The organism is Virgibacillus oceani, from assembly GCF_041521345.1.
In the GTDB taxonomy this organism is placed as follows: Bacteria; Bacillota; Bacilli; order Bacillales; family Amphibacillaceae; genus Virgibacillus_N; species Virgibacillus_N oceani_A.
On the sequence record NZ_JBGOHB010000038.1, the window covers coordinates 1 to 16,312 of the forward strand.

At 42.3% G+C, this 16,312-nt stretch carries 14 protein-coding genes; all 14 read left to right on the plus strand.

Annotated elements, in window-relative coordinates:
• Nucleotides 1–316 precede the first annotated feature (316 nt).
• The 14 genes from ACDX78_RS20240 to ACDX78_RS20305 all read left to right on the plus strand — a co-directional run bounded on the left by ACDX78_RS20240 (nucleotide 317) and on the right by ACDX78_RS20305 (nucleotide 15,859).
• Nucleotides 317–1,141, plus strand: a complete 825-nt coding sequence (locus ACDX78_RS20240) for a M55 family metallopeptidase (RefSeq protein ID WP_486030241.1) — start codon at nucleotides 317–319, stop codon at nucleotides 1,139–1,141.
• Between the two features lie 57 nt (nucleotides 1,142–1,198).
• Nucleotides 1,199–2,131 (plus strand): ABC transporter permease, encoded by a 933-nt coding sequence (locus ACDX78_RS20245; protein ID WP_486030243.1) that lies wholly within the window; start codon nucleotides 1,199–1,201, stop codon nucleotides 2,129–2,131.
• Between the two features lies 1 nt (nucleotide 2,132).
• A complete protein-coding gene (locus ACDX78_RS20250) occupies nucleotides 2,133–3,089 on the plus strand; it encodes an ABC transporter permease (RefSeq protein WP_486030244.1) in 957 nt (318 codons plus the stop codon).
• Nucleotides 3,090–3,099: 10 nt separating this feature from the next.
• A complete protein-coding gene (locus ACDX78_RS20255; RefSeq protein WP_486030246.1) occupies nucleotides 3,100–4,104 on the plus strand; it encodes an ABC transporter ATP-binding protein in 1,005 nt (334 codons plus the stop codon).
• A gap of 18 nt (nucleotides 4,105–4,122) precedes the next feature.
• On the plus strand, nucleotides 4,123–5,802 hold the full coding sequence (locus ACDX78_RS20260) for a peptide ABC transporter substrate-binding protein (protein WP_486030248.1): 1,680 nt from the start codon (nucleotides 4,123–4,125) through the stop codon (nucleotides 5,800–5,802).
• A 74-nt stretch (nucleotides 5,803–5,876) separates the two neighbouring features.
• On the plus strand, nucleotides 5,877–6,794 hold the full coding sequence (locus ACDX78_RS20265; RefSeq protein ID WP_486030250.1) for a S66 peptidase family protein: 918 nt from the start codon (nucleotides 5,877–5,879) through the stop codon (nucleotides 6,792–6,794).
• Between the two features lie 328 nt (nucleotides 6,795–7,122).
• Nucleotides 7,123–8,238 carry a dipeptide epimerase gene (locus ACDX78_RS20270; protein ID WP_486030252.1) on the plus strand — a complete coding sequence of 372 codons (1,116 nt, stop codon included), beginning with the start codon at nucleotides 7,123–7,125 and terminating at the stop codon, nucleotides 8,236–8,238.
• A 75-nt stretch (nucleotides 8,239–8,313) separates the two neighbouring features.
• On the plus strand, nucleotides 8,314–9,252 hold the full coding sequence (locus ACDX78_RS20275) for a C40 family peptidase (protein WP_486030254.1): 939 nt from the start codon (nucleotides 8,314–8,316) through the stop codon (nucleotides 9,250–9,252).
• Between the two features lie 17 nt (nucleotides 9,253–9,269).
• Complete coding sequence (locus ACDX78_RS20280; RefSeq protein ID WP_486030256.1) at nucleotides 9,270–10,286, plus strand: ABC transporter ATP-binding protein; 1,017 nt, start codon at nucleotides 9,270–9,272, stop codon at nucleotides 10,284–10,286.
• Between the two features lie 237 nt (nucleotides 10,287–10,523).
• On the plus strand, nucleotides 10,524–11,714 hold the full coding sequence (spoIID, locus tag ACDX78_RS20285; RefSeq protein ID WP_486030258.1) for a stage II sporulation protein D: 1,191 nt from the start codon (nucleotides 10,524–10,526) through the stop codon (nucleotides 11,712–11,714).
• Between the two features lie 457 nt (nucleotides 11,715–12,171).
• Nucleotides 12,172–12,597 (plus strand): ester cyclase, encoded by a 426-nt coding sequence (locus tag ACDX78_RS20290; protein WP_486030260.1) that lies wholly within the window; start codon nucleotides 12,172–12,174, stop codon nucleotides 12,595–12,597.
• Between the two features lie 535 nt (nucleotides 12,598–13,132).
• On the plus strand, nucleotides 13,133–14,041 hold the full coding sequence (gene spoIIQ, locus ACDX78_RS20295; protein ID WP_486030262.1) for a stage II sporulation protein SpoIIQ: 909 nt from the start codon (nucleotides 13,133–13,135) through the stop codon (nucleotides 14,039–14,041).
• A 499-nt stretch (nucleotides 14,042–14,540) separates the two neighbouring features.
• Nucleotides 14,541–15,551, plus strand: coding sequence for an AimR family lysis-lysogeny pheromone receptor (locus ACDX78_RS20300; protein WP_486030264.1), 1,011 nt, complete (start codon nucleotides 14,541–14,543; stop codon nucleotides 15,549–15,551).
• Between the two features lie 149 nt (nucleotides 15,552–15,700).
• Complete coding sequence (locus ACDX78_RS20305; protein WP_486030266.1) at nucleotides 15,701–15,859, plus strand: hypothetical protein; 159 nt, start codon at nucleotides 15,701–15,703, stop codon at nucleotides 15,857–15,859.
• The last annotated feature ends 453 nt before the right edge of the window (nucleotides 15,860–16,312 follow it).

Sequence of the window (16,312 nt, forward strand, 5' to 3'; positions counted from 1 at the left end):
TGGTCGTATTGTTATTAACTATATCTCCATATTTTTCTAAATGAATACTTCTATTTCGTTTAGAAATTCATTTTCATGGTAGTTGGTGGCGATGCGTAGCATAGCCATGGTTGTTTCAGTGGGGGGAGGGGGAACGCAGACTAAAATCGCCACGTCCTGGGACTACGGTACAGTGGTTCCTCGTCCCACCGAAATACCTTGTGGCAACGTCTGCATGACCTACGTCCTGTAGGCCTAAAACCCCCACTGAATGAAGTTTCACTTTATGTACTTAAACATGCTTGAATTTCTAATATCAGAAAAGGGGACTATCATCATGAAGCTGTATATTTCAGTTGATATGGAAGGGATTACTGGCATCCCCGACTATACATATGTACTTGCGAATGAACATAATTATGAACGAGCAAGAAAAATTATGACCGAAGAAACGAACTATGTCATTCATGCAGCCCACCAATTTGGCTGCAAAGAAATACTTGTGAATGACAGTCACTCGAAAATGAATAATCTCTTAATAGACCATCTTCACGATGAAGCCACTTTAATTACCGGTGATGTGAAACCGCTTTCCATGGTGCAGGGACTGAATGAGACGTATGATGCCGCCATGTTTATTGGTTACCATTCCAGCGCAGGTAAACCCGGCGTGATGTCCCATTCCATGACACATGCAATCCGCAACTTTTACATAAATGATCATGCTATTGGAGAGATGGGCTTTAATGCCTATGTTGCCGGCTACTTTGATGTCCCGCTGATTCTTGTAAGCGGTGATGATCAGGCAGCTAAAGAGGCAAATGAATTAATTCCGGGTATGACAACGGTTACTGTAAAAGCGTCCATTTCAAGATCTGCTGTCAAAAGTCTCACACCAAAAAAGGCGGGAGAATTATTAACAGATAAGGTTAAAGAAGCACTTGAAAACCGAAAATATATCAGGCCTTTGAAGCCACCTGAAAACCCTGAATTAAAAATAGAATTCAATAATTACGGACAGGCGGAATGGGCACATTTAATGCCTGGTACGGAAATCATACCCGGCACAACAACCGTCCGTTATCAAGCAAAGGATATATTGGAGGCTTACCGGGCAATGCTCGTCATGATAGAGCTGGCACTGCAAACGAAATTTACATAGAAACTAGAGCAAAGGTTTTATAGATAGATATATTTGTAGATGATAGGGGGGCACATTATGCTGCGGTATATATTAAAACGAATGCTTATCATGATAGCGACATTATGGATTATTGTCACACTTACGTTTATCTTGATGGTCAGCATACCCGGGTCGCCATTTAACAGTGAGCGGGCATCCAATGAAACCGTACAAGCGAACCTGGAAGCACATTATAATCTGGATGAGCCGTATTACATTCAGTATTTGCTTTACATTCAATCGATCGTTACCTTTGATTTTGGTCCATCCATCAAAAAACCGGATCAGTCGGTAAACGACCTGCTGGGAAGGGGCTTCCCGATTTCGGCTGAGCTTGGGATCATCACGATCGTGGTAGCAGTACTATCAGGTGTCATCCTCGGTGTCTTTGCCGCACTGAGGCATAACGGAATTATCGACTATATGGCGATGGGCTTTGCCGTGCTAGGGATATCGATACCGAACTTTATTCTGGCAACATTACTCATTCAGCAGCTTGCCGTTAATGTGTCAATTTTTCCAGTCGCAACTTGGTCAAGTCCGGCCCACATGGTGCTGCCGACCCTTGCGCTGGCCACGGGACCTATGGCTATTATTGCCAGACTCACACGTTCCACCATGCTTGAAGTGTTAACCCAGGATTATATTAAAATGGCCAAGGCAAAAGGGCTATCACCTTGGAAAATCATTGTAAAACACGCGCTCAGAAATGCATTGATGCCTGTTGTAACCATTATGGGCACATTGCTCGCAGGAATCTTAACCGGAACATTTGTAATTGAGGAGATTTTCGCTATCCCAGGTATGGGTAAATATTTCGTGGAGAGCATCAATCAGCGGGATTATCCGGTCATTATGGGAACGACCGTATTTTACAGTGCCTTCCTGATCATCATGCTGTTTTTAGTGGATGTGGCTTATGGCATTCTGGATCCACGCATTAAAGCAAGCAGGAAAGGGGGATCGTAACATGGAAACGAATAACAACAGAGGCTTTCCTACATCACCATCAAACATTCCTGATGATTGGTTTAATTGGAAGGAAAAAGATACAGAAGCAGCTGAGGCCGTTTCCAGACCATCCCTTTCCTACTGGCAGGATGCTTGGAAACGCCTTGTGAAGAACAAGATGGCTATGCTTGGACTGATATTTTTAGTATTACTAATTTTTATGGCGATCTTTGGCCCCATGTTTTCTGCCCATGATGTAAATCATCAGGTGTTATCCAATCAGTATCAGGCGCCATCAGCGGAACACTGGTTTGGAACGGATAATCTGGGGAGAGACGTTTTCACCCGGACCTGGTACGGGGCAAGAATTTCGCTCTTTGTCGGCTTTATGGCAGCCTTGATTGATGTATCCATCGGGATTATTTACGGAGGTGTCGCCGGTTATAAAGGCGGCCGAACGGACGGAACCATGATGCGTATTATTGAAATTCTTTACGGTCTGCCGTATTTGCTCGTAGTTATTTTACTGCTTGTTGTACTTGGACCTAGCCTGATGACGATTATCATTGCATTGACGGTCACGGGTTGGGTCGGAATGGCACGAATTGTGCGGGGACAGGTGTTGCAAATAAAGAACTATGAATTTGTCCTCGCTTCTCAATCATTTGGTGCAAAAACATCAAGGGTTATCCGAAAAAATCTGCTGCCGAATACGATGGGTCCAATTATCGTCCAGATGACACTGACCGTGCCGACAGCCATTTTCGCAGAAGCATTTTTAAGCTTTATCGGGCTGGGTATTCAGGCACCGCATGCCAGTTGGGGTGTGATGGCGAATGACTCGCTCGGAGCTATCCTGTCAGGTAACTGGTGGACATTATTCTTCCCGGCCTTCTTCATATCTTTTACGATGTTTGCTTTTAACGTATTAGGTGATGGGCTGCAGGATGCCCTGGATCCAAAGTTAAGGAAGTAGGTGAAAAGACTTGGAAAAATTACTGGAAGTAAAAGATCTGCATGTAACATTTACAACCTATGGCGGTACAGTTCAAGCCGTTCGGGGTGTTGACTTCTCCTTAAATAAAGGGGAAACCCTGGCCATTGTAGGGGAATCCGGATGCGGAAAAAGTGTAACCGTTAACGCGGTAATGCGGCTTATCCCGAATCCGCCCGGAAAAATTGCAGGAGGTACTATTTTATTTAAAGGACAGGACGTAACGAAAAAATCGGAAAAAGAGATGCGTGCCATTCGCGGTGTAGACATATCGATGATTTTCCAAGATCCAATGACTGCTTTAAATCCGACATTGACCATAGGTACACAGCTGATGGAAGGATTGCGTCAACACCAGAAAATCAGCGGGGATGCGGCCAAGAAAAAGGCGCTTGAAATGATGGATCTAGTGGGCATTCCCAACCCGGAAGAACGTCTGAAGCAATACCCGCACCAATTCAGCGGCGGGATGCGGCAGCGGATTGTAATTGCTATTGCGCTCATTTGCGAGCCGGAGCTGCTCATTGCCGATGAGCCAACGACAGCGCTCGATGTAACGATACAGGCACAAATCCTTGAGCTATTTGCAAAGATTCAAGAAGCGACTGGGGTTGCCATTATATTAATCACGCATGATTTAGGAGTCGTTGCGAAAATTGCGGATCGAATTGCTGTGATGTATGCCGGGAAGATCATTGAAACAGGGACAAAACGGGAGATTTTTTATGAAGGAGAACACCCGTATACCCAAGGTTTATTGCAATCTGTTCCACGACTTGACGTACAGGGGGAGAAATTGATCCCAATTGATGGAACACCACCGGATTTATTCTCACCTCCCAAGGGATGTCCATTTACAGCCAGATGTCCTTTTGCCATGGAGGTGTGTGATAAAGTTTATCCCGCAAGTACTGCAATCAGTGATTCACACAATGTGGATTGCTGGCTGCAAGATGCGCGGGCGAAACAACTATTAGCTGCCACAGCAGCAAAATAATCAAAGGGGGCTTTAAGCATGAAGAAGTTTTTACTTGTTTTGTTTGCAGTATTTGTTGTACTAGTACTTGCTGCATGTACTGCAAATGAAGATGCCGGGCAGGAGCCTGAGGAAGACGACAGTGTCGATGCTGCAGAAGAAGAAGATACAGATGATGGCGATGATGGGGATGCGGATACAGAGGCATCGGGGGAGAAGATATTGCGTTTGAACAATTCAACAGAACCTTCCTCACTGAATCCATCCATTGGGTTTGACGCGGTTTCCTGGGATCCACTGAACAACCTGATGGAAGGTTTGACACGTCTTGCTGATGATCATACAGCGCAGGAAGGCGTAGCAGAAAGCTGGGATATTTCGGATGACGGACTGACGTATACTTTCCATATTCGCGAAGAAGCAAACTGGTCAAATGGCGATCCAGTAACAGCTGCAGATTTCGAATTTGCCTGGAAGTATATGCTTGATCCAGAAACAGCTTCTCCAGCAGCATTCCTTGCATATTTTATTGAAGGGGCAGAGGAATACAATACAGGAGAAGGTTCAGCTGATGATGTTCAACTAACTGCAGTAGACGAAAAAACATTGGAAGTTGTATTGCATTCACCAACAGGGTTTTTCCTGGATTTATTAACGAATCCGGCATTCTTCCCGATTAATCATCAAGTAGCGGAAGAAAATCCTGACTGGCATGCAGAAGCAGATACATTTGTGGCAAACGGGCCATTTGATCTTGAATCATGGGAACATGACAGTGAAATGGTATTGGTCAAAAATGAAGCATACTGGGATGCAGATGCTGTGAAACTGGATGGGGTACATTTTGCCATGGTTAATGATTCGAATACACAGTATCAAATGTTTGAAAGCGGAGATCTTCATACGGCAAGTATTCCGCCGGAGCTTTCTGATGAGCTGATTGATGATGACAATGTATTTATTGGTGATTATGGCGGGCTTGAATTTTACCGTTTTAATATAACAGAAGAGCCTTTCCAAAATAAGAAAATCAGACAAGCGTTTGCACATGCAATAAACAGAGATGACATTGCTGAATATGTTGTTAAAAATGGCGTAGAACCTGCTTACGGCTTTGTTTCTCCAGGATTTACGGCGCCGGACGGTTCTGATTTCCGTGATGAAAATGGACCGCTCGTATCATTTGATCCGGAACTGGCACAGCAGTTGCTTGAAGAAGGTATGGAGGAAGAGGGCTATGATGAATTACCTGAAATTGTTTTATCCTATAATACAAGTGATTTAAACCAGGAAGTGGCAGAGGCAATGCAGAACATGCTCTCTGAAACACTTGGTGTGGAAGCAACACTCGAAAATACAGAATGGAACGTTTTTGCTGAATCACAGCAAAACCTGGAGCTTCAGTACTCCCGGAGTTCATTTATTAATGACTACAACGATCCTGTAAACTTCCTGGAAAGCTTTATTACGGATTCTTACATGAACCGTACCGGTTTCTCCAGTGAGGAATATGACGAGCTGATTGAAAATGGGAAAGCAGAAACAGATGAAGAACAGCGCTGGGAGTATTTATATGAGGCAGAAAGAATGCTTGCAGATGAAATGATCGCCATGCCAATCCGTTACTATAATACGGTTGTCCTGGAATCAGAAGAAGTATCTGGCATCTTGCGCCACCCGGTTGGTTATTTCGATCTGAAATATGCAGATGTGGAATAAATTTTAAGGGAAAAGAGGAGAATGGCCCATCTATTTGCATGGGCCACTCTCTTTTCAAATGAGGAGGAAACACCATGATATTACCTGAACGGTTGCAAAAAGGGGATACCATTGGCATTACCGCTCCATCAGGCCCTATTAATGCAGATAAACTGGAAACAGCCATTTCTTTTTTTGAAAATAAAGGTCTCCATGTAAAACTGGGTGCGCATCTGGATCAAGTAAACGGTTATCTTGCAGGTACAGATACAGAACGGCTTGGTGACTTCCATGCGATGATCGCGGATAAGGATGTAAAAGCAATCATTTTTGCCAGGGGCGGTTATGGCGTTGGCCGCATTGTGCCATTTATTGATTATCAGTTAGTGAGACAAAATCCAAAAATCATTTGGGGATATAGTGATATTACATATTTACATACAGCTATCCGGCAAGAGGCAGGTCTTGTCACATTTCACGGGCCGATGGCAGTGTCCGACATGGCAAAGGATGACTTTGATAAACTTACCGCAAAGCTTTTCCAACAGCTTTTTCAACCAACTGAACTCATCTACACGGAAAACATCTCCCCGCTTGATGTGCTTGTTGCTGGCGAAGGGACAGGGGAACTCGTTGGCGGAAACCTGTCTCTGCTTGCTAGTACGCTAGGCACCCCTTTTGAGATAAACACGGAGGATAAGCTATTATTGTTGGAAGACATTGGCGAGGAGCCTTATAGAATAGACGGTATGCTGAATCAATTAAAATTGGCCGGAAAACTGGAAGCAGCTGCAGGCATTATCGTTGGGGACTTTGCCGAAACAGCATCCACTTTAAAGACAACACTTTCGGTTCAGGAAGTGTTTACGGATTACTTGTCCGGCCTGGCATGTCCTGTAATGTCCGGCTTTAAAATCGGTCATTGCTTCCCGCACTTTTCTGTACCGCTTGGTGTGAAAGCCAAGCTGTTAACAAAGGACAAATTGCTGAAAGTTTTTCCCGGCGTAAAATAGATGGTAGGCAGTATAATCGAAAACATTTTGATAGAGCGGGAATGGGATGAAATAGCGCGAGCATGCGGGAGAGTCGCGCGTGAGCAGTATCAAATAGCGCGAGGGGCAAGAAAAAGCGCGCGAGCTCGTCTCGGAATCGCGCGAACATGCGGGAAAGTCGCGCAAGAGCATTATCAAATCGCGCGAGGGCAACAAAAAACGTGCGAGCACGGCTTGGAATCGCGCAATTATCCGGGGAAAACGCGCAAGCATGCCTCCCAATCGCGCGACATAAAAGTTACGTTTATTAATTATACAAGTTTTACTAATAAACTGGGGGACTATCGTCATGAAGGTTGAAAATATCGAAACATATCATATGCAAATTCCTTTGCACACGCCATTTAAGACAGCATTACGAACTGTTACCGTGGCAGATACCATTATCGTTAAAATAACGAGTGATAATGGTATTACCGGCTGGGGAGAAGCACCACCGACCCATGTCATAACAGGAGATAGTCTGGCTAGCATCGATTATGCCATTGCGAAAATTTTAAAACCGGTATTGCTGGGCGAATCTTTGGATCATTACGAGCAAATCTTTGAAAAGATACATACATGTTTAGTAGGAAATACAAGTGCGAAAGCTGCGCTGGATATGGCAGTGTATGACTACAATGCCCAAAAGGCCGGCATGCCGCTTACCCATTTCCTTGGCGGCTACACCGAAGCAATCGAAACAGACTATACGGTAAGTGTTAACAGCCCTGAGCAGATGGCAGCGGACGCCTTCACTTATAAAAATAACGGTTTTGACGTGTTGAAAATCAAGGTAGGAAAAGATGATATAAATAAGGATATAGCACGGATTCAAGCTATTAGAAAGCGTGCAGGAAATGAAGTAATCATTCGTCTTGATGCGAATCAAGGTTGGGAAAGAAAAGAAGCAGTAAAAGCCATCCGGAAAATGGAAGACCTCGGGTTAAATATTGAACTCATTGAACAGCCGGTGAAACGATATGATCTCGCAGGGTTGAAATATGTAACAGACAACACGGATACACCGATCATGGCTGATGAGAGTGTCTTTTCCCCGCTGGATGCGAGGCTTATTTTGGAAAACGAAGCAGCAGATTTCATTAATATTAAGTTGATGAAAACTGGCGGCATTCATCAGGCAATGAAGATTGCGAAACTGGCAGCAGTGTATGGCGTAGAATGCATGGTTGGCAGTATGATTGAATCCAAGCTTGGTATTACGGCAGCCGCTCATTTTGCTGCAAGTCAGCCAAATGTCACAAGATATGATTTTGATGCGCCTTTAATGCTGACAGGTGATTCGATTGAAGGTGGCATCAGTTACCAGAAAAACCAAATACGCCTTGGAAACAGCACAGGTTTAGGTGTAAAAAAATTGAATAAGGATTTTATCATAGGGTCAGATCTGATGAAGCTAAGCTGAATGTTGCTATTGCAGCAAAGTATTTTCATATAAATGGTTTAAACATGGATTTAAGTAGTGAAAGGAGCATCACAAATGACTAAACAAACGTTTGATTTATTACCGGAAGACATGTGGGTTACCGCGGTGCAGGTTGCGACCGTTTGGACGGAGCCGGCATCGGCAAGGGAGATCGACGCCTTAGGTACAGCTAATCCAACAAGTATAGAGGCATGGATTGATAGTCTATCGTATGAAATGAATCTCGCATTATGTACAGAAAACCGGGTGCAATCCCAACTGTTATTTGGCGAACCGGTACTGGTAACAAAAACAAAAGATGATTGGGCGCATGTGGTCATTCCTTCCCAGCCTTCCATTAAAGATGAGCGGGGCTATCCGGGCTGGGTGCCATTAAACCAGCTGAAGCAAGTAAAAAAATCAGACTGGCAGCAAGAACAGACTGCAGCAGTGATCACTGATAACGCATGGCTTGAAAATGAGAAGAAAGAAAAGGTAATGAAACTCAGTTATATGACATTTTTGCCGGTCAAAACCAATGATAATGAACGTGTTGAAGTCATAACGCCTGTCGGCAATCACTATTTACCAAAGGAGTCATTAGAAATTTTCCGATCGGACGCAGGTTTAAAAAAAGGCTCGGGAAGTAACATTGCAAAAGCCGGAGAGGCTTATCTGTCCCTTGATTATTTTTGGGGGGGCATGAGTTCATTCGGCTATGACTGTTCCGGCCTCTCCTATGCCGTTCATAAAGCAAATGGTTATCAGATCGCTAGAGACGCAGGAGACCAGGCGTCAGCCGGAAAAAAAGTAGCCTTTGACAAACTAGAGCCGGGAGACTTGCTTTTCTTTGCCTATGAAGAAGGAAAAGGAACACTGCATCATGTAGGTATCTATTATGGTGATGGAAAAATGCTCCATTCCCCGCAAACCGGCAAAGGCATCGAAGTCGTCAGCTTGGAAGGTACGAAATATGAAAAAGAACTTTGCGCTGCCAGGCGGTACTGGGAGTAATAAAGGGGAGAAAATTCATGCAGGATAAAATATTACAAGTGAAAAACTTGAAAAAACATTTTGTTATGGGAAAAGGTCAGATCCTCCAGGCAGTAAATGATGTCACTTTTCATGTAAACAAGGGAGAGACATTCGGACTGGTTGGCGAATCAGGCTGCGGAAAATCAACGATCGGCCGTACCATTCTCGGGCTTTATGAAAAAACAGATGGAGAAGTACGCTATGATGGAAAGGATATTCACGCACTGAATGAAAAGGAAAGATTTGATTATTACCGGAGAATGCAAATGATTTTTCAGGACCCATATGCTTCGTTAAACCCGCGTTCCACGGTAAAAGAAGTAATTTCCGAACCAATGGAAGTCCATGGTTTATATCACAGTAAAAAAGAACAGCTGGACAGAGTCTATCAATTACTGGAAGAGGTAGGGCTGAACAGGGATCATGCCAACCGCTATCCGCACGAATTCAGCGGCGGGCAGCGCCAGCGTATTGGTATTGCCCGTTCCCTGGCACTCAATCCGGACTTCATCATCGCCGATGAGCCCATTTCCGCACTGGACGTTTCTGTGCAGGCGCAGGTGGTTAATTTGCTGAAAGAACTGCAAGAGGATAAAGGCCTGACTTTCTTGTTTATTGCCCATGATTTGTCGATGGTAAAACAAATTTCCGACCGGATTGGTGTTATGTATTTAGGCAATATGGTGGAACTGACGACGAGCGGCCAGCTATACGATAACCCGCTGCATCCATATACACAGGCACTGTTGTCTGCCATTCCCATCCCTGACCCTGACATTGAAGAAAGCAGGGAACGGATCATCTTGGAAGGAGAATTACCAAGCCCGATTAACCCGCCAAGCGGATGCGTATTTCGAACACGCTGCCCATTCGCCATGGAAGTCTGCTCCATTAAAAAACCGATATGGCAGGAAGTGGAACGGGATCATTACGTAGCCTGCCACCTATACGATCGCACGCTTGAAGACAAAGAAAAAGCGAAAACACAGCAAAACCCCGAAGTGCTTGTATAAACATGCAACACGGGAACGGTTCTTTTGGGACTGCGGTACAGTAGTTCCTCGTCCCACCGTAAAAATTTGGGACTGCGGTACAGTAGTTCCTCGTCCCACCGTAAAGATTTTGTTGCAGCCGTCCCCGTGTTTTGTGTTTCAAGAAAATTTCCTGTTCTATTACTTTCATTCCCTGTATATATTTATTAGTAGGAATGCTAGATTATTTTGCGTTCCAACTTTTTTAAAAAGGGGGACATGATGCGTAAACGAACCTATTTAAACAATCCAGCAAAGAAAAAGCAAGCCGCTGTTTTGAAAAAAATTAAAGCAAAGCAGCAAGCAGCAGCAAAAGTACAAACTTCTGCTGAAAAAAATGCAGATATCCCAAAAGTGAAGCCGATCCAGAAATTTAAACCCCGTAATATTTTAAACAAAAGAAGAATGACCTGGAAAATTCCGTCGGTATTTTTTGTATCTACATTAATTATGATTATTCTTGTGATCCCAACGTTAATCGTGATCCCTTTTGGTAATGAAGATCAGCATGAAGCGGCATCAATGGAAACAAAAGCAGAACCGGCCGCAGAATTAGCATCCACCCCTGTTTCTGTAGCGGTGATGCGTGATGCCTACGATGAAGTGGAAAATGTAGGTTTGGAAGAATATGTCGTTCGTGTCGTAGCCTCGGAAATGCCTGCAGAATTTGAAAAGGAAGCATTAAAAGCCCAGGCACTTGCCGCAAGAACATATATCGTAAATCATAAACTGTATACAGATGATTCAGATGAATATGATGTGACAGATACGGTCATGCACCAGGTGTATAAGGATGACTATGAGCTCCAGAAAGAGTGGGGCAGTGACTATGAATGGAAAATAAATAAAATTACAGAAGCGGTAAATGCTACACAGGGGGAAATATTGACTCATAATGATGCACCAATTACACCGGCTTTCTTCTCCACAAGTAATGGCTACACGGAAAACTCAGAGGATTACTGGGAGGATGAACTGCCGTATTTGCGAAGTGTGGAAAGTCATTGGGATGAGGATTCACCAAAATTCAAGGACCAGAAGACATTTTCCATCGAACAGTTAGAAGAAGCCTTAGCGATTGAGCTTCCATATAATGAAGCATTTCATATTGAGGTTTCCCGAACTGAAAGTGAGCGGGTGGATCATCTTGCTTTAAACGGAAATGAGATTTCCGGCAGGGAAGTACGAGAAAAGCTGGATCTGCAATCAAGTGATTTCACTATTAAACAGCGGGACAATCATTTAATTTTTACGACAAAGGGCTATGGCCATGGCATTGGCATGAGCCAGTACGGAGCAAATGGTATGGCAGAAGAAGGGAACAGCTACCAGGATATTGTCACATATTATTATAAGAATGTGGAAATAAGTACGGTAACAGATGCCGCACCAGCCCTCGTGAGCAGATAAGCGAGGGTTTTTTGTTGTTGTGGGTGGTGGGGCGGGGTAACGCGGTTCGGTCAGATTATCCTGTTAACTAAAAAGCGTCTCGGGTACCTCATCGCGCAAAACATTCCCGATGAGGTTTTCGATAGAGATTTTCGAGTACTTCATCGCGCAACTCCATCTCCATGAGTTGTCCGAAAAAGCGTTTCCGTTATGTGACTTAAATAAATCATGGATTTGTCTGGAGGAGCCTGGAATAGTGTGAATACTTCATTGATAAAAACCATAGCTCCTTATACGGGGATATTTATTCCGTGTTTGAGCAGCAATTGATTGAACAGGGATTCACATCTTTTTCCATTTAATGTAATGCATTAAGTATTTCTTGCTTTGGCATGATAAAGAATTAATTGGGTATTCGGATTATCGTGTGGAAAAATGTTAAACTAAATAGAGAAAAACTTAGAGGAGGGATAGGGATATGGATATTCATGATGGAAGGGAAATTTATGAATTATGGGTGAAGGCTTGGAATGAAGATGTTGCTGTACTCGATAATATAACGGATCCTGATTGCAAGGTTCATCAAGCAAGAACTGATGGAAAAACTTCGGACGAATTAAAGGGAGTAGAAGCCTTAAAAGGAATTATAACGGATGGTTGTTCCTTTTTTAATGATGTTAAGATGATGGTTGAAGTAGGGCCAATCGTTGATGCCCCGTACGTTTCAGCCCATTGGCGGTTCTCTGGGACCTATAAAGGGGGTATGCCCGGTGCCAAAGCGGAAGTTGGAAAAAAGATGAATTTTAACGGGACGGATATTTTTCTTGTAAAAGATGGTAAGATAATAGACTATTGGGCAACGTCAGACGGAGTGTACTTACTAAAGCAACTGGGAATGTTTTGATCTAGTAAAATTTATTTTTGCCAGCATCATAAATGTAGTCTTCTTCAAAATGCTTCACTTCATAAAGATTGGTGTTGTCTGCGGCGAAAATTAACGAACAATTTGGAAAGTAGTGTTATTTATTTGCAGCAATCGATTATTTCATATGATGCAGTCACATTGAAGTGAAGCTGTTGAGTCCATAGATCAAATTTCATTTCTCCTGTAAAGCCTTTTTTCAGGAATAAATAATACTGCTTGTCAGGTTCATTCGAGTATTGAGAGATTGTAAGGTGCGTAATTCAGTAGATTTCTTACGGGGTTTAAGTATCATATTTCAGCTCCTTTCTATTTTATTGTAATAACATCTAAAAAATGCGAATAATAGCATTCTGCAAAATATCCCCACAAAAGTTCTCACCTTGCCAAACACCACCAACATAACCGCTTAATTTACCCTGTTGCCCCCAAAAAATACATAAAAACAAGAATTTTTCATGCAATGATGTATAGTTTTTCCTTTTTCTGATCAGAATGGTTGTTGAGGTGATAACATATGAAAGAGGAAAACAATGGCGCTTCAAAAAATAAGTGGAGACGCATTTTCCGAAAGAAATGGTTTTTCCCGGCACTTTATTTAACTATTGCAGCTGTTCTATTAACAACAGTAATCTGGTATCAAAACCTGGATAATCAAATCCCTGAGGTTTCAGAGGATGAGCAGCAAGTGGAAACGGATGATTATACGCCGACGCCAAATGATGAGGAAGCTCAGCCTGTAGTTGACCAGCAGGAGATTATACAAATGCCTGTACCAGATCAAGAGCAAGCAGAAATCGTAACTAAATTTTATGATTACAACGCAGAACAGGAGGATCAGGAAAGCGCACTGGTTCTTTATAACAACCGCTACTATCAAAGTACAGGTGTTGGAATTGCTGGCCCTGAAGGAGAAGCATTTGATGTCATTTCCGCACTGAGTGGAACAGTTACCGAAGTGAAGGAAGACCCGCTGTTAGGGAATGTAGTCGTCATGTCACATGATGATGAGGTAATGACGTATTATGCGGCATTGGAAGATGTGCAAGTGTCAGCAGGTGACTCCGTTAACCAAGGTGAAAAGATTGCTTCAGCCGGGAACAATCGATTTGGCCAGGACAATGGAACACATGTGTATTTCGAACTTAGAAAAGACGGGCAGGAAGTAAATCCGGAAGAACATTTTGGACAGCCTGTCAGCAGCTTAGCGAGTTTGACAGAAGAAGCATCTGAAGATACGGAATCAACAGACGAAAGTGAAGAGTCCAGTGTATCTGAAGATGATGCGCTAGAAGAACAAAACGGAACGGAAACTTCTCCCAGCGAAGATGAAGATGGTGAAACTGAAAATGAAGTAACGGATCCTGTTAATGATCCGGAAGAAGATGAAGTAACAGACCCATCTGCAGAAACAGATAATGAATAAGCTGGAATACAAGCCCTCATCCTACGGTGAGGGCTATTTTTATGCAGATTTTATCATTTATCCATGTCAAATGCGACAAGGACAATGCCACTATTTACTTTTTTCATTCCTCAAAAACACCATGCCGAGGAGATTTTCCGAGTTATTCAACGGAAAATCAAGCGCAAAATTTGTCGAAAGATTCTTCTGGAATTTTGAAAAAAATATGTTAATATTGTAAATAAGTAAAAGTTATTGCTGAATTATGACGAAATTTTCCTCACATAGATCGTTACCGTTTTCTCAAAGATTGGGACTGCGAGATATTCTCGTCCCACCGAAGAGATTTGGGATGGTGTTTAATGCGCTTCCCACCGGAAGCATTTTGTTGTTTTGGGGCAGAGTAAAGAAGTCGCGGTTAGATTAGCAGCAAAATTTGCTACAACAAACTAGATTATAAACCTCGTAAATGTCTTATGACTGCTTGTGTACATGTATTCTTAAGAAAGGAGTCCACCTTATGCACTTGCCGACAATTTTCCTGTCGAACAAGGAGGATTTAACATTAGAAGAACTGATGGAAGTGTTAGCTCAGGAACACGAAAATGTAACATTAACGGAAATGGTCAGACAATATTGCATGCAATCTACCTCCTTGGATATACAGAAGAAAGGCATGGAATTCCTGTACATTCACGGATATTACAAAGAACTGAAGCAGCTTATTACTAAAAATAAAGCATCCGATCATGCTTCGAACAGATTATGGGCCGAAGTTTATCAAATAAATATAGACCGCAGATTCGGATCATTTACACCTCATGAATCGCTTCAGCAGATCAAACAAATTCAGACCAAAGAACCGGAATTGCGCTGTATCGTTGAATTTACAAGAGTCAGTATTTATTATGACTTAAATCAATTCAATAAAATAGGCAACTTTTTGGATATTCAGCATGAGATGTTCGGCGCCGTACAGGATAAATTATTATTATCCTATTTTAAAATCAGGTTAAACCAGATTCTGATGACCTATTACTTAATGAGAAATGAAATCATCATGGCCAGAAAATATGGTTTTCGCGTTTTAAATCAATCTTACAGTGTGATATCAAAGGTAAGTACCCATGTGAAATTAGGGCTTTCTTACACATTTGACACGTATTTTCAAGGAATGCATCATTTACAGCAGGCACTGAAGATTGCCAAGAACCATAATTTATTAAATGTTGTCAAGTTCATTGAACAGCATAACATTCCATTTCTATCCGCTCATTTTAATCAGACAGATGGTATTACGACGAACGATAAAAGTGAACAGGCCCATCTCGAAATTGCCAAAGGAAATAATGATAAAGCAATAGAAATCCTGAATGAATTGCCACTTAACAGTCCATTCACGATTTACTACTTGGGAAAGGCAAAGCGGGACAAAGATCTTCTCCTCCAGTCATACAGCTACTTCATAGAAAAAAGAAGTGACTACTTCTTCAGCAGGTTGCCGCTAAATATTTTAAGGAATACAAAATAAAACTGCAGATCTTCACCAGGTATATCTCGTGAATGTATCACGGAATGTACAGCAACACTTCAACATCGGACGAAGAAAGAATAAAAGTTTGCTGACTATGGTTCAATTTTTCCTAATAAGTGAAATATAAAAACTTAGGAGGAATAATAATGAAAAGAAAGAAGTTATTGCTAATCGCAGCTATCGTAATTGGAGTTTCTTTTGCCCCTGGTGTAGTCGGTGCTGACCCATGGCTAGGCGTGCTCGAAGGATTCGACCCGGAAATGAGCAAAATCCTGGGTGATCCTTGGCTTGGCGTACTGGAATAATCCAAATCAGATAGAGAAGCAATCCCGGTAAGAGTTGAAAGTGAGAATTATTCAAGTACCTGAAGGAAAAATTGAACCATTTTTATAAAAACTTCACGGCATTGTTCATTTGATGCCTTTTTATTTTGCCTTTTTTTACCCAAGTATTTGTATGCTCATTTTCAAAGTTACTGGATTGTCCAGTCCCCCATTTTAAAATACTCCTTGTCCTTTTTGGTTAAAGATGCAAATTTAATCATAAACAAGGGTGATCATTAATAAAATGTTACAAACCAAGCATTCAAATTGTCTGAGGTGAGAGCTTGTGTGACATATTCAATCATCCTTTAATGGAATGTATATATGTAAAAATAGAAAACAGAAGATTCCCATAAAAATGAAGGAAACCTATTTTTACAAATACATAATAACTTCATATATAAACAAATCCACTTTAGCAGCATGGAAGCAGTG

Coding starts and splice junctions, on each gene's coding strand:
- ACDX78_RS20305 (WP_486030266.1), top strand. CDS start 15,701: ATGAAAAGAAAGAAGTTATTGCTAATCGCAGCTATCGTAATTGGAGTT.
- spoIIQ (WP_486030262.1), top strand. CDS start 13,133: ATGAAAGAGGAAAACAATGGCGCTTCAAAAAATAAGTGGAGACGCATT.
- ACDX78_RS20300 (WP_486030264.1), top strand. CDS start 14,541: ATGCACTTGCCGACAATTTTCCTGTCGAACAAGGAGGATTTAACATTA.
- ACDX78_RS20245 (WP_486030243.1), top strand. CDS start 1,199: ATGCTGCGGTATATATTAAAACGAATGCTTATCATGATAGCGACATTA.
- ACDX78_RS20280 (WP_486030256.1), top strand. CDS start 9,270: ATGCAGGATAAAATATTACAAGTGAAAAACTTGAAAAAACATTTTGTT.
- spoIID (WP_486030258.1), top strand. CDS start 10,524: ATGATGCGTAAACGAACCTATTTAAACAATCCAGCAAAGAAAAAGCAA.
- ACDX78_RS20290 (WP_486030260.1), top strand. CDS start 12,172: ATGGATATTCATGATGGAAGGGAAATTTATGAATTATGGGTGAAGGCT.
- ACDX78_RS20270 (WP_486030252.1), top strand. CDS start 7,123: ATGAAGGTTGAAAATATCGAAACATATCATATGCAAATTCCTTTGCAC.
- ACDX78_RS20265 (WP_486030250.1), top strand. CDS start 5,877: ATGATATTACCTGAACGGTTGCAAAAAGGGGATACCATTGGCATTACC.
- ACDX78_RS20260 (WP_486030248.1), top strand. CDS start 4,123: ATGAAGAAGTTTTTACTTGTTTTGTTTGCAGTATTTGTTGTACTAGTA.
- ACDX78_RS20250 (WP_486030244.1), top strand. CDS start 2,133: ATGGAAACGAATAACAACAGAGGCTTTCCTACATCACCATCAAACATT.
- ACDX78_RS20275 (WP_486030254.1), top strand. CDS start 8,314: ATGACTAAACAAACGTTTGATTTATTACCGGAAGACATGTGGGTTACC.
- ACDX78_RS20240 (WP_486030241.1), top strand. CDS start 317: ATGAAGCTGTATATTTCAGTTGATATGGAAGGGATTACTGGCATCCCC.